The organism is Brevibacterium sp. UBA7493, assembly GCF_002479565.1.
In the GTDB taxonomy this organism is placed as follows: Bacteria; Actinomycetota; Actinomycetes; order Actinomycetales; family Brevibacteriaceae; genus Brevibacterium; species Brevibacterium luteolum.
Genome location: NZ_DLOD01000021.1, coordinates 1 through 13,183 on the forward strand (window position 1 = coordinate 1; position 13,183 = coordinate 13,183).

General features: G+C 67.7%; 10 protein-coding genes. 2 read left to right on the forward strand and 8 right to left on the reverse strand.

Going from position 1 to position 13,183, the window contains the following annotated elements; all coding sequences use genetic code 11:
• Positions 1-209: 209 nt before the first annotated feature.
• Both B4E96_RS12100 and B4E96_RS12105 read right to left on the reverse strand, forming a co-directional pair.
• Positions 210-1,307, reverse strand: coding sequence for a branched-chain amino acid aminotransferase (locus tag B4E96_RS12100; protein ID WP_286957767.1), 1,098 nt, complete (start codon positions 1,305-1,307; stop codon positions 210-212).
• Between the two features lie 110 nt (positions 1,308-1,417).
• The gene (locus B4E96_RS12105; protein WP_286957768.1) at positions 1,418-2,461 is read right to left on the reverse strand and encodes a 3-isopropylmalate dehydrogenase; all 1,044 of its coding nucleotides are present in this window, start codon (positions 2,459-2,461) and stop codon (positions 1,418-1,420) included.
• Between the two features lie 130 nt (positions 2,462-2,591).
• Here B4E96_RS12105 and B4E96_RS12110 point away from each other — a divergent pair, with 130 nt between their 5' ends.
• The gene (locus B4E96_RS12110; RefSeq protein ID WP_259800345.1) at positions 2,592-3,443 is read left to right on the forward strand and encodes an HpcH/HpaI aldolase/citrate lyase family protein; all 852 of its coding nucleotides are present in this window, start codon (positions 2,592-2,594) and stop codon (positions 3,441-3,443) included.
• 254 nt (positions 3,444-3,697) lie between these two features.
• Here the strand turns inward: B4E96_RS12110 and serA are convergent, their stop codons facing one another.
• From serA to B4E96_RS12135, 5 genes are all read right to left on the reverse strand, one after another.
• Positions 3,698-5,290, reverse strand: coding sequence for a phosphoglycerate dehydrogenase (serA, locus tag B4E96_RS12115; protein ID WP_286957769.1), 1,593 nt, complete (start codon positions 5,288-5,290; stop codon positions 3,698-3,700).
• A gap of 238 nt (positions 5,291-5,528) precedes the next feature.
• On the reverse strand, positions 5,529-6,818 hold the full coding sequence (locus tag B4E96_RS12120; RefSeq protein ID WP_286957770.1) for a GNAT family N-acetyltransferase: 1,290 nt from the start codon (positions 6,816-6,818) through the stop codon (positions 5,529-5,531).
• A 186-nt stretch (positions 6,819-7,004) separates the two neighbouring features.
• Complete coding sequence (gene ilvC / locus B4E96_RS12125) at positions 7,005-8,033, reverse strand: ketol-acid reductoisomerase (protein ID WP_217007084.1); 1,029 nt, start codon at positions 8,031-8,033, stop codon at positions 7,005-7,007.
• A gap of 188 nt (positions 8,034-8,221) precedes the next feature.
• Positions 8,222-8,731 carry an acetolactate synthase small subunit gene (ilvN, locus tag B4E96_RS12130; RefSeq protein WP_102161690.1) on the reverse strand — a complete coding sequence of 170 codons (510 nt, stop codon included), beginning with the start codon at positions 8,729-8,731 and terminating at the stop codon, positions 8,222-8,224.
• Positions 8,728-10,491 carry an acetolactate synthase large subunit gene (locus B4E96_RS12135; protein ID WP_414632707.1) on the reverse strand — a complete coding sequence of 588 codons (1,764 nt, stop codon included), beginning with the start codon at positions 10,489-10,491 and terminating at the stop codon, positions 8,728-8,730. The genes ilvN and B4E96_RS12135 overlap by 4 nt, the downstream gene beginning before the upstream one ends.
• A gap of 328 nt (positions 10,492-10,819) precedes the next feature.
• Between B4E96_RS12135 and B4E96_RS12140 the strand changes: the two genes are divergently transcribed.
• Positions 10,820-12,058 carry a methyltransferase domain-containing protein gene (locus B4E96_RS12140; protein WP_286957772.1) on the forward strand — a complete coding sequence of 413 codons (1,239 nt, stop codon included), beginning with the start codon at positions 10,820-10,822 and terminating at the stop codon, positions 12,056-12,058.
• A 58-nt stretch (positions 12,059-12,116) separates the two neighbouring features.
• Here B4E96_RS12140 and B4E96_RS12145 read toward each other — a convergent pair whose 3' ends face one another.
• Positions 12,117-13,157, reverse strand: coding sequence for a C39 family peptidase (locus tag B4E96_RS12145; RefSeq protein ID WP_259798574.1), 1,041 nt, complete (start codon positions 13,155-13,157; stop codon positions 12,117-12,119).
• Positions 13,158-13,183 lie beyond the last annotated feature (26 nt).

Consider the following 13,183-nt stretch of genomic DNA (forward strand, 5'->3'; position numbering starts at 1 on the left):
ATGAATAGCTTTACTGACTTTCATCAGGGACCGCTTCCGGTCATCGGGGACCGCTCGCCATCACCTAGCACGGCCCACTGTCACCAAGGGCCGCACGCCATCAGCAGAGATTCCTCGCCGTCACCCGGGACGACTCACCATGAACAGGGACGGCCCTTAAAGCCAGACACCAGCCTCGACTCCACGGGCCTGACCAGCGAGACCCCGGCTCAGCCGTCGGCGAGCTTGTACAGCCAGCCGTTGGTGTCCTCGGCGCGGCCGTACTGGATGTCGAGCAGCGTTTTGCGCAGAGACATAGTGATCTCGCCGGGCTCCTCACCGTGGTCGATGGTGAAGTCATCGGAGACGAGCTTGCCGATCGGGGTGACGACGGCAGCGGTGCCGCAGGCGAACGCCTCGACGATCTCACCGGCGGCGTGGCGCTCGCGCCATTCGGCCACTTCGATCTTGCGCTCTTCGACACGGAGCCCCAGCTGGGGTGCGAGTTCGAGCACCGACCGGCGGGTGACGCCGTCGAGGATCGAGTCGCCGAGCTCCGGGGTGATAAGGGTGTTGTCGCTGGTGACGAGCATGAGATTCATGCCGCCGAGCTCTTCGAGGTACTTGCCCTCGGCCGCGTCGGTGAACAGCACCTGCTGGCAGCCGTTGGCCGCGGCCTCGTCACCGGCAGCCAGCGAGGCGGCGTAGTTGCCGCCGCACTTGGCGAATCCGGTGCCTCCGGCGCTGGCGCGCTTGAGGGTGCGCGAGAGCCAGATCGACACCGGTTTGATGCCGCCGGGGAAGTACGGGCCGGCAGGAGAGGCGATGACGTAGTAGTCGACCTCGTGGCTGGAGCGTACGCCGAGGAATCGCTCGGAGGCGATCATGAACGGCCGCAGATACAGCGACACCTCATCGAGATCGTTCTTCGGCGCCGGCGCCCAGGCGGCATCCACCGCAACGAGCTCGGACAGCGAGGCGAGGAAGTCCTCCTCGCTCAGCTGCGGCAGGGCGATCCGCTCGGCGGAGCGGGCGAGGCGGGCGGCGTTGAGCTGCGGCCGGAACGTCCAGATCGAACCGTCGGCGTGCCGGTAGGCCTTGAGACCCTCGAAGATCTCCTGTGCATAGTGCAAGACCGCCGCAGCCGGGTCGAGGATGATCGGGCCGTAGGGTTTGACGGTGTGGGCGTGCCAGCCCTGGGCGCGAGTGAAGCGGATGTGCGACAGGTGGTCGGTGAAGTGCTCGCCGAAGCCAGGCTTCTCCTTGATCGCCTCTCGCACCAGCTCCGGAGCCGGCTGCATATTCTTCAGAACCTGAAATTCAGTCATCGTCGCTTTCCGATTCGTCTGGTGCTCAACGTCGTATGGAATGAGGCACACTGTAGCGCCTCGTCTCCTAGGTTATGGCATCGCCCCGTGCCCGAGGCGGTGGCTGGGTCTCAGCCGCCGATCCGGGCGGCGATCGCGTCGCCGACCTCTGCCGTTGTCCGCTTGGCCACGCCGCGTTCGGCGAGATCGGCTTCGACGGCGGTCTGGATGGACTTCGCCACGACCTCCATGCCGAGGGTCTCGGCCATGAGGGCTGCGGAGAGGATTGCGGCGGTCGGGTCGGCGATGCCCTGCCCGGCGATATCCGGGGCCGAGCCGTGGATCGGCTCGAACAGACTCGGGGCGGTGCCTTCGACGTTGAGGTTACCGGAGGCGGCCAGGCCGATGCCGCCGGTGACGGCCGCGGCGAGGTCGGTGAGGATGTCGCCGAAGAGGTTGTCGGTGACGATGACGTCGTAGCGGCCCGGGTCGGTGACCATGTAGATGGTGCACGCATCGGTGTGCTCGTAGTTGACGGACACCTCGGGGTACTCGGCGGCGACGTGCTCGACGACCCGGCGCCACAGGTGCCCGGCATGGACCATGACATTGTGCTTGTGGACGTAGGTGAGCTTCTTGTTCCTGGCCTGGGCCTTGGCGAATGCGAAGCGCACGGTGCGCTCGACGCCGTACCAGGTGTTGACCGAGACTTCGGTGGCGACTTCGTGGACGGTGTCCTGGCGCAGGTCGCCGCCCTGACCGGTGTAGGAGCCCTCAGTGCCCTCGCGCACGACGAGGAAGTCGATGTCGCCGGGCTCGGCCAGCGGCGATCGGGCTCCGGCGTAGAACTTCGAGGGCCGCAGGTTGACGGCGTGTTCAAGGCCGAAGCGCATCTTGAGGATGATGCCGCGTTCGAGCACACCGGAAGGCACCGATGGGTCGCCGCAGGCGCCGAAGTAGATTGCGTCATAGTCGCGCAGCTGGGCGAGTTCGTCATCGGTCAGCGTCTCACCGGTCTCGTGCCAGCGGCGGGCGGAGGCCTCGAAGGTGGTGGTGTCGAGGGTGACGGGCTCGCCGGCGGCCTCGATCGCCCGGTTGAGGACCTTGAGGCCCTCGGGCACGACTTCGGTGCCGATTCCGTCGCCGGGCATCACTGCGATCTTGTGCGTCGTCATGGGGATCCTTCCTCGCGTAGCTCACTGCCACCCTATGACCGCGTCTCATATGACGACTTGCCGTCTTGCATCCTGAACACGGTGCGCTGGGGAAGTGACCGACGCGCATTTGCTCCGTAGACTCACCTGCATGGCTCACTCTCTGCGCAACACGCGCGCCGCGTCCCTTCCAGCAAAGCTCAGCCGCTCCTGGCTGCTCATCAATGCCGCCAAGAAGGAGACCTTCGAAGCCGCGCAGACCTCGGAAGCCGATTCACTCATCTATGACATGGAAGCCGCCGTCCCTGCCGACAAGAAGGGCCTGGCCCGCGACAACGTCGTCGCCGCGCTGGACAACGGCATGGGCGGCTGGGTGCGTGTCAACTCGATGGGCACCCAGGAGTGGGAGGACGACCTCGCCGCCCTCAACGGCACCCCGGGCCTGCGCGGCGTCATACTGCCCAACACCGAACGCCCTGAACAGGTCACCTACACCGCCATGCGCGCCGGAGCCGGCGTGCCGGTGCTCGCACTCATTGAGACCGCTCGCGGGATCGAGAACGCCACCCGCATCGCCGAGGCGCCGGGCACCTTCCGGCTGGCCCTGGGCACCAATGACTTCCGCAAGGACACCGGTGTCGCCGATGACCCGATCGCCTTGGCCTATGCCCGCTCCCGTCTCGTGATCGCCACCCGCGTGGGCGGGCTGCCCGGCGCGATCGACGGACCGAGCCCGGTCGGCGCCGACACCGGCCAGGTGACTGAGGACTGCTTGTGGACGATGAAGATGGGCATGACCGGCAAGCTCGTCATCGACACCGACCAGATCCACACACTCAACACCGCCCTGGCACCGAGCGAGGACGACCGCGCATGGGCGCGCAATATGCTCGCCGAGGCGGAAAGCACTGACGACATCGTCGACGGCTCCTACCTGCCCCGTCTGGCGCGTGCGAAGAAGATCGCCCAGCTGGCCGACTCCTACGGTCTCTGGAACGCCTGATCGCCCCCGACGACAGGCCGGCCGCAGCCGCCGAGCCGCCGTCGAGCCAGGAGGCGATCTTCGGACGCACCAAGCGCGAGGGCGCCCCGCTGTCCGGCGGAGGCGAATTCGAGGCCTCAGACTCCTCACTCCCGCTCCCCGGCACCCCGGTGCCGCACCCCACACAACGGCAGTGTGCCTCGGGCACGGTGGACATCCGTTCCCGAGGCGCCCTGTCGCAGGTGCCCGGCAGCCGGTGACCGGCCGGCCGGGTGTCAGTCCTCTTCGAGGCAGACGGCGGTGAACTGGGAGGCGTCGACGGCACCGGCGAGGGCGTTGACGGTCTCGGTCGGGATCGCGCGGTCGACGGACATGACGGCGAGTGCCTCGTCGCCGTTGGAGCTCGGCGAGACCTGCATACCGGCGATGTTGACTTCGTTGCGGCCGAGCGCCTGGCCGAACATGCCGATGATGCCCGGGCGGTCCTCATACTGGAAGATGAGCATGTGATCCGCCAGCGGCATCTCCATCTCGAACCCGTTGATGCCGGTGAGCTTCTGCACCTGCTTGGGCCCGGTCAGGGTGCCGGAGACCGAGACGCTGGAGCCGTTCGAGGTTGCAGCCGTCAGGGTGAGGACGTTGCGGAAGCCCTCGACGACCTCGCTGGTGCGCAGTTCGACACCCACGCCGCGCTCCTCGGCCAGCATCGGAGCATTGACGTAGGACACCGGGACGGAGACGACGTCGCGGAACAGGCCCTTGAGGGCGGCGAGCTTGAGCGCGGAGACGTCCTTGGAGGAGATCTCGCCCTGCACGCTGACGGTCAGGTGCGTGACCGACGAGTCGGCCAGTGCGGAGGTGACGCGGCCGAGCCGCTCGACGAGCGGGATGCCCGGTCGCACGTCGGGATCGATGGCCCCGCCTGCGACGTTGACGGCATCGGGCACGAGCTCACCGGAGAGCGCCAGGCGCACCGACTTGGCCACGGCCACACCGGCCTTCTCCTGCGCCTCGACAGTCGAGGCGCCCAAGTGGGGGGTGACGTTGACGCAGTCCTGCTCCATGAGTGCGGAGTGCTCCGGCGGCTCCGTCGCCCACACGTCGATGCCGGCGCCGGCGACCCGGCCGTCGGCGACTGCCGCGGAGAGGGCCTCTTCGTCGACGATGCCACCGCGGGCGACGTTGACGATGCGCACGCCCGGCTTCGTCTTCTCGAAGGCCTCGGCACCGATCATGCCGATCGTCTCCGGGGTCTTGGGCATGTGCACGGTGATGAAGTCGGCGCAGGCGAACAGCTCGTCGAGCTCCATGACGGTCACGCCCATCTGCGCGGCGCGCGCCTGGGTGATGTAGGGGTCGTAGCCGACGAGCTTCATGCCGAAGGCGCGGGCGCGCTCGGCGACGAGACCGCCGATCCGGCCGAGGCCGACGATGCCGAGGGTCTTCTCGTACAGTTCAACGCCGGTGAGCTTCGAGCGCATCCACTCCCCTGCCTTAAGCGAGGAGTTCCCGGCGCCGAGGTTGCGGGCCGAGGCAAGGATGTGAGCCATCGTCAGCTCGGCCGCGGAGGTGATGTTCGAGGTCGGAGCGTTGACGACCATGACGCCGGCACGGGTGGCGGCGGGCACGTCGACGTTGTCGAGGCCGACGCCGGCACGGGCGATGATCTTGAGCTTACCGGCGGCGCTGATGGCCTCCTCGTCGACCTGGGTGGCCGAGCGAATGAGGATCGCGTCGACGTCGGCGATGGCGGACAGCAGTTCGCTGCGGTCGGCTCCGTTGCAGTGGCGCGTCTCGAAATCGGGTCCCAGGGCGTCGATGGTCGCAGGCGACAGATTCTCGGCGATGAGCACCACAGGCTTGCTCACGTTTCCTCCTTGCAGCGGCGCCGGCTCGTAAGCGTCGCGATGTTCCAGATGAGTCAGGCAGCCGCGCCCGCGTGCGTGCGGAGCCGGCGGCGTGCGCTTCCTATCGTAGTGACCCCTTGCGAGGGCATTCGCAAGGGGTCACATGATAAGAACGGCTCCCGGTCCCGAGGCGGGGCTCACCTGGCCCGAGGCGGTGGTCACCAGCGCGGAGGCGGTTCTCACCCGTCTGCCGGGTGAGTCAGAATCCGTTGGGTCCGTATGGGGCGCGTTCGAGGGCGAAGAGCTCCCGGGCCCGCACGGCGGCGTCCTCGGTGTGCTCGGTGATCCGACCGGCCCGGGCGAGGATGACCGGGTCGGCACCGCCGAGGTAGATCGAGCCGAGTTCGGCGACCCCGAGCTCCAGGTCGGCGGCATGTGAGGCCGAGACCGCCTCGACGGTCGCAGATCCATCGGAGGCGGTGATGGAGAACGTGCCGTCGGCGAGGTTCATGTCATCGCGGACTCGGATCGTCAGCTTCCCGGCGACCGGCCACGGCCGGGCCTCAAGAGCCTTCTCGACGTCGAGGACGCGCAGCCATACGGCGTCGTGCTGGTCCTTGATCTTGACCCGGCGCGGGTTGTCGACCAGCCACGGCAGCGGCGAGGTCTGGGCGGCTTCGTCGTAGATGACGCGGTCGACGAGGTCGATGGCGGCGACGAAGGCCCACAGCGACGAGTAGGCGGCATCGGAGACCGCGATGAGGTCGATGACCTCGACGGTCGGCGGGTCGGTCTTCCAGCCCATGAACTTGTAGCTGACGTAGCCGTCGGGGTTGCCGTCCTCGTCGTAGTGCAGGGCCGCACGCACATCGCGGTCCTCTTCCCCGGTCTCGGGGTTGACGGTGCCCGAGGCCATGTCGACATAGGCCTGCTGACGCTCGATGGCACCGGGTGAGCCCTGCATGAAGCGCTCGTAGATCTGAGGTGCGAGCTCGGTCAGCACCGAGGCCGGGCACATCTCGACGCGGCGGTCGGGTTCGCAGGCGAGTTTGAAGCCCGGGGAGGTGTCGATCTCGACAGTCGACATCCATGTCGAGGTGCCGAACCCGAAACGGGTGTAGATGCCGCCCTCGGTCACGGTCAGCGCTGCCAACGGGTAGCCGGCGGCCTTCGCTTCGGTGAGGTTGGCGGTCATGAGCGAGCGCAGCAGCCCGCGCCGGCGATGCGTCGGGCGCACCGTCACCCAGGTGATGAGGTGGGTGGGGATCAGCCGGCCGCCGCCGACGTTCATCTTCTTCTCGAAGTGCGCAAACGTCGCCACCGGGGTGTGCGGCTCATAGGCATACGGCAGGTTCTGATCGGCGTAGACGGCCGTGAGCACCCGCTTGTCGGCGATCGTGCGGCGGGCCTTCTTGACCAGTGCCTCGTCATTGAGCTTGCGGTCATGGAACCCGGCGGTGACGATCTGCAGGTAGGCAGCGGTCTGCTCGTCCGGCACACCCTTGTCGTCGACGACGGGCTCGAAGGTTTCGAAACGGTAGTTAGTCACGACACAACACTAGCCGAACCTGGCGCCCCTGCATCCGAAAATCGGCTACCACCTCGGGCGCGGCCTCCACCTCGGGCGCGGCGACACAGCTGTGGCCCGGCCCATGCGGACCGGGCCACAGCTGTCGACTCTCAGGAACAGGCAGAGGCCTTCACCAGCCTCGCCCGCTCGCACAGCACCGCTGGATCAGCGGGCGGCGGTGCCTTCGGTGTAGTCGTCGTCGGTGTCCTTGAGCCAGGCGAACATCTTGCGCAGCTCCCGGCCGGTTGACTCGATCGGGTGCTTCTCCTCCTTGGCGCGCAGCTCGTTGAACTCCTTGGCGCCGTTCTTCTGGTCGTCCATGAAGCGCTGGGCGAAGGCACCGGACTGGATGTCGGCGAGGACGGCCTGCATGTTCTCCTTGACCTCCGGGGTGATGACCCGCGGGCCGGAGACGTAGTCGCCGTACTCAGCGGTGTCCGAGCACGACCAGCGCTGCTTGGCGATGCCGCCTTCGACCATCAGGTCGACGATGAGCTTGAGCTCGTGCAGCACCTCGAAGTAGGCGATCTCGGGCTGGTAGCCGGCCTCGGTGAGGGTCTCGAAGCCGTACTGCACGAGGTGGGAGACACCGCCGCAGAGCACGGTCTGCTCACCGAACAGATCGGTTTCGGTCTCCTCGGTGAACGTCGTCTTGATCGCACCCGCGCGCAGGCCGCCGAGGCCCTTGGCGTAGGAGAGCACGGTGTCCCAGGCCTTGCCGGATTCGTCCTTCTCCACGGCGACGAGCACGGGCACGCCGCGGCCGTCGACGAACTCGCGGCGCACGACGTGGCCTGGGCCCTTCGGGGCGACCATGATGACGTCGACACCCTCAGGCGGGGTGATGTAGTCGAAGCGGATGTTGAATCCGTGGGCGAAGACGAGCGTGTCGCCGGGGCTCAGCTGGTCCTTGATCTCGCTGTTGTAGATGTCGGCCTGCACTTGGTCGGGGGTGAGGATGACGACGACGTCAGCCCACTTCGCGACCTCGGCCGGGGTGCCGACTTCGAGTCCCTGCGCGCTGGCCTTGTCACGGCTCTTCGAGCCTTCGGACAGGCCGATGCGCACGTCGACGCCGGAGTCGCGCAGGCTCAGTGCGTGGGCGTGGCCCTGCGAACCGAAGCCGATGACGGCGACCTTCTTGCCCTGGATGACGGACAGGTCAGCATCGTCGTCGTAGAAGCGCTCTGCCATGGGGTTCTCCTTGTGTAGGGGTCTGGTGGTGCTGGTCAGCGGCGGGATCGCCCGCCGCCGGGTCTTGTCTCAATCGTAATGCCGGAACCTGAGACGGATGCCTGGGTGTCCGGATTCTGTCAGCTGGTCTGGTGGTGCTTCCGCGCCCGAGGCGGTGGTTCCGTTCCCGAGGCGGTGGGCGCCTGGTCTCACACGCGCGGTGCCCTGTCGGTCATCGACTTCGATCCGCGGCCGATGGCGACCGTGCCGGATTGCACGATCTCCTTGATGCCGAAGGGTTCGAGCACCTGGCGCAGCGCGTCGAGCTTGCTGCGTTCGCCGGTGGCTTCGACACAGATGGTGTTGGGGCCGACGTCGACGATGTGCCCGCGGAACATCTCGACGGCACTGGCGATCTGGGGCCGGGCGGCGGCGTCGGCCCGGACTTTGAAGATCATGTGCGCGCGCCTGACCGAGGCCTCGGGTTCGAGCTCGACGATTTTGATGACGTTGACGAGCTTGTTCAGCTGCTTGGTCACCTGTTCGAGGGCGACGCTGCCGACGTCGACGACGACGGTGATGCGCGAGAACTCCTCGCGTTCAGTGGTGCCGACAGCCAGGGAGTGGATGTTGAAGCCGCGCCGGGCGATGAGGCCGGTGAAGCGGGTGAGGACGCCCGGCTTGTTCTCGACGAGCACAGAGAGGGTGTGACGGCTCATGCCTGACCTTCCTCCTCTTCCTCTGCCCCGAAGTCCGGGCGCAGATCGCGGGCGTACTGGATCTCATCGTTGCTGACACCGGCGGCGACCATCGGCCACACCATCGCATCGGGTGGGACGGTGAAGTCGATGACGACCGGTCTGTCGTTGACCTCGAGTGCCTGCTCGATTGCGGCGTCGACGTCGTCGTTGCGTTCGACCCGCAAGCCGACGGCACCGTAGGCTTCAGCGAGCTTGACGAAATCGGGCACGCGCACGGTGTTGTGGCCGGTGTTGAGGTCGGAGTGGGAGTAGCGGCCGTCGTAGAACAGCGTCTGCCACTGCCGGACCATGCCCAGTGAGGAGTTGTTGATGATCGCGACCTTGATCGGGATCTTGTTGATGACGCAGGTGGCCAGCTCCTGGTTCGTCATCTGGAAGCAGCCGTCGCCATCGATCGCCCACACCTGCCGGTCGGGTTCGCCGACCTTGGCACCCATGGCTGCCGGCACGGCGTAGCCCATAGTACCCAGGCCGCCGGAGTTGAGCCATGAGCGGGGCCGGTCGTAGGTGACGAACTGGCTGGCCCACATCTGATGCTGGCCGACACCGGCGCAGTAGATGCCCTCGGGGCCGGTCAGCGCGGAGATCCGCTTGATGACGTACTCGGGGTCGCACAGCCCTTCGCTGTTGTGCTCGTATCCCAGCGGGTAAGTGCTCTTCCACGAGTTGAGGACCTTCCACCAGGCTTCGTACCCGGTTTCGAGCACGTCGGGCTGCTGTTCGCGCAGCTCGCTGTGCAGCTGGCGCAGCACCTCGGCGGCGTCTCCGACGATCGGCACATCGGCGAACCGGTTCTTGCCGATCTCGGCTGGGTCGATGTCAGCGTGGATGATCGTCGCCCGTGGGGCGAAGGAACCCAGGTCGCCGGTGACGCGGTCGTCGAACCGGGTGCCCACGGCGATGAGCAGGTCGGCCTTCTGGAAGGAGGCGACTGCGGCGACGGTGCCGTGCATGCCCGGCATCCCGAGGTGCTGCTCATGGCTGTCGGGGAAGGCCCCACGCGCCATGAGGGTGGTGACGACCGGGATCTTCGTCGCCTCGGCCAGGGCGAGCAGCTCCTCTTCGGCTCCGGCGCGGATGACGCCGCCGCCGATGTAGAACACCGGCCTGCGGGCGCCTGCGATGAGCCGGCCTGCCTCGCGGATCTGCTTGGCGTGCGGCTTGAGCACCGGGCGGTAGCCCGGCAGCTGCGGCTCTTCCGGCCAGACATAGGGTGCTGTGCTGGCCTGGGCGTCCTTGGTGATGTCGACAAGGACCGGTCCGGGGCGTCCGGTGGAGGCGATGAGGTAGGCAGACACGATCGCCTGCGGGATGTCCTCGGCACGGGTGACGAGGAAGCTGTGTTTGGTCACCGGCATCGTCATACCGACGATGTCAGCTTCCTGGAAGGCGTCGGTGCCGAGCATGTTCGAGGCCTGCTGGCCGGTGATCGCCATGATCGGCACGGAGTCCATGTGCGCATCGGCGATCGCGGTCACGAGGTTCGTCGCTCCGGGCCCGGACGTCGCCATGCACACGCCGACCTTCCCGGTGGCCGCGGCGTAGCCTTCGGCGGCATGCCCTGCGCCCTGCTCGTGGCGGACGAGCACGTGGTTGATCTTCTCGGAGTCGAGCAGCGGGTCGTAGGTCGGCAGGATGGTGCCGCCGGGAAGCCCGAAGACCGTGTCGACGCCCAGGCGCTCAAGGGTGCGCACGACTGCTTGTGCGCCGGTGAGCATCTCCGGTTCGTGATAGTCGCTGCGCCTGGCCGGGGCGGGGTGCGCCGGGCTCGGCGTCGGCGGCTGCGGAACGGCCTGTCGGGCCGGCTGCGGTGCCGGGGCGTGAGATCCCACGGAGACTCCTTTGGTCTGGTCATAAAAAACGCCCCGTACCGGATCGGTATGGGGCGCGCGGATCGTCGTCAAGCGACAGCTTACGGGTGAACCGCGCGCTGCATAATGAGGACGACGAGAATGTTGCTCATGACCCCCATCATTCCCGTCAGCGATAGGCATGTCAAATGCCGGCCGGTAACGTCCGCCTGGTGGGACGACTATGATTGCAGCGATGGAATGCGCTCATTACGATGCCGGCCGATGCCGGTCCTGCACCCTCCTGCCGCTGCCCTCTCCGGTCCGGGTGCAGCGTTCGCAGGATGAGATCGCGCGCCTGCTGACGGAGGCCACCACCGCCTCGGGCACGGCCCCTGCCGACACGTCGGGCACGGCCCCAGCCGACGCCTCGGGCGAGGCGGCCGGCATCCGCTGGCTGCCGCCGGTCACCGGCCCGGATGCCGGGTTCCGCAACAAGGCGAAGATGGTCGTCTCCGGCACCGTCAACGACCCGATCCTCGGCATCCTCGACGAGACCGGTGCCGGGATCGATCTGCGCGACTGCCCGCTGTATCCCGCTTCGGTTCTCCGGCTGCTCAATGCGGTGCCGGCGCTCATCCGGCGCGCGCAGATTCCGCCCTATGACGTCACGCGCCGGCGCGGGGAGCTCAAGCACATCATCGTCACGGTCTCTGCCGACAGTGAGCTCATGGTCCGCTTCGTGCTGCGCACGCCCAAGCCGGTCGGCCGGATCCGCGAGCATCTGAGCGTGCTCACCGATGCGGTCGACGGGGTGCGGGTGGTGAGTGCGAACATCCACCCGCAGCATTCGGCGGTGCTCGAAGGTGCCGAGGAGATCCACATCGCCGGGGATCGGCACCTGCCGATGCGCCAGGGCCGGGTGACGCTGCAGGTGCTGCCGCGCTCGTTCGTGCAGACGAACACGGCGGTCGCCGGCCAGCTCTACGAGCAGGTCGCCGCGTGGGTCAATGAGATCGTGGCGTCCCGGGACGCCGGTTCGGCTGGCGAGCAGGCTGCGGGTCTGCGGGTGTGGGATCTGTACTGCGGGGTCGGCGGGTTCGCCCTCCACGTCGCCGCACCCGGGCGCGCGGTGACCGGGGTGGAGGTCTCAGCGGAGGCGATCGCCTCAGCGCAGGCGGCCGCCGCCGAGGCGGGGCTCACCGCCGATTTCCATGTCGCCGATGCTGCCGGCTGGGCCGCCGAACAGGGCCAGGCAGGTGAGCTGCCCGATGTCGTGGTGGTGAATCCGCCTAGGCGCGGGATCGGGGCGCTGGCCGCGTGGCTGGAGGACTCCGGGGTCGCCGATGTCATCTACTCCAGCTGCAACCCCGTGACCCTGGCAAGAGATCTCAAGCAGATGCCGAGCTACCGGGTGGAGGCGGCACGGATGCTCGATATGTTCCCGCACACCGCCCATGCGGAGGTCGTCGTGCGGCTGCGCCGCGTCAGCTGAACTCGGCAGGTGGCACCGTCGCTGAGGGCGAGCCGGGCGCAGGTCAACGGAACGAGGATCAGCGATTGCGGATGCGGTAGACGAGCCCGCCTGACCCCTCGGCTGACAGCCAGGCCTTCTCGAAGGCCTCCCGCGGGTAGACCGTGCGCACTCCGTCGGCGATCGCCCGGCCGGGGTCGTGGACGCGGACGTCACCCTCAGCGGTGACGCCGGAGATGATGAGCAGGTGCCCGTTGGTCGGGTAGCCGGCCTCAGGCAGCTGCTCGGTTGTGAACGTCACCGAGGCGATGAGCACCTCGCCGGCTGCGAGCAGCTCTTCGGCCTCGCGTAAGGAGGCGAGCGCATCGAGCCGGGCGTCGAATCCGCGGGTATTCGCCCAGGCGACGTTGAATGCCCAGTTGCCTGCTCCGGCGAACTCGGTATCCCACACGCCCAGGATCGCCGGCTGCACCCGGGCTGGTGCGTCCTCATTCGCCGGCCGATCAGCGACGTCGGTGCCAGCAATGTCGGCACCTGCGCGTGTTCCGGTGAGCCATTCCATCACCATCGTCAGCGCCGTCGGCGAGCACCAGCTGTCAGCCTGCGCATAGCCCTCAAGCGTTCCGCAGGCGTGCTGACTGATCGCCGGCAGCCGGTGGTCGATGTCGCGCCCGCCGGGAGCCGAGGCGGTGATCTCGGAACGCGGCGGAGCGGCGGGGCCGGTGAGCGCATCGATCCAGTGCACAGTGATGGTCTCCGCACCCGAGGCGGCAGCCGGGTTGGCCTCGGCGACTGGCACCTCGGCGACCGGCACCGCACGGACCTCAAGGTCGACGACACGAGCGGACCCGCCGAGCTCGGTGGTCTCGACGGTGACCGTGTCGGTGTCGGTGCGCAGCCCGTGCACATGCTGATCCGGCAGCGTCGTCGACACTCCCGGTTCGGCGCTCGACCACCGAGCCAGGCTCACCCACGGTGAAAACCCAGCCCCCGCCTCGGGCGCCGCGCGCAGCCGGATCTCAGCCGCCGTGCCGGCAGGCGTGTCGATGTGCCAGAACGGGATGATCTGCGTGCACGGCGCAACGTGCAGGCGCACCCGGGTGACAGCGTCGGAGACCATGCCCGACAGCGTAGCCGACTCCCACC

What these genes read in the sequence shown, in the direction of transcription:
- B4E96_RS12110 (WP_259800345.1), top strand. Translation starts at nt 2,592, where the DNA reads ATGGCTCACTCTCTGCGCAACACGCGCGCCGCGTCCCTTCCAGCAAAG.
- B4E96_RS12135 (WP_414632707.1), bottom strand. Translation starts at nt 10,491, where the DNA reads ATGCTCACCGGCGCACAAGCAGTCGTGCGCACCCTTGAGCGCCTGGGC.
- B4E96_RS12105 (WP_286957768.1), bottom strand. Translation starts at nt 2,461, where the DNA reads ATGACGACGCACAAGATCGCAGTGATGCCCGGCGACGGAATCGGCACC.
- B4E96_RS12140 (WP_286957772.1), top strand. Translation starts at nt 10,820, where the DNA reads ATGGAATGCGCTCATTACGATGCCGGCCGATGCCGGTCCTGCACCCTC.
- B4E96_RS12100 (WP_286957767.1), bottom strand. Translation starts at nt 1,307, where the DNA reads ATGACTGAATTTCAGGTTCTGAAGAATATGCAGCCGGCTCCGGAGCTG.
- ilvN (WP_102161690.1), bottom strand. Translation starts at nt 8,731, where the DNA reads ATGAGCCGTCACACCCTCTCTGTGCTCGTCGAGAACAAGCCGGGCGTC.
- ilvC (WP_217007084.1), bottom strand. Translation starts at nt 8,033, where the DNA reads ATGGCAGAGCGCTTCTACGACGACGATGCTGACCTGTCCGTCATCCAG.
- B4E96_RS12145 (WP_259798574.1), bottom strand. Translation starts at nt 13,157, where the DNA reads ATGGTCTCCGACGCTGTCACCCGGGTGCGCCTGCACGTTGCGCCGTGC.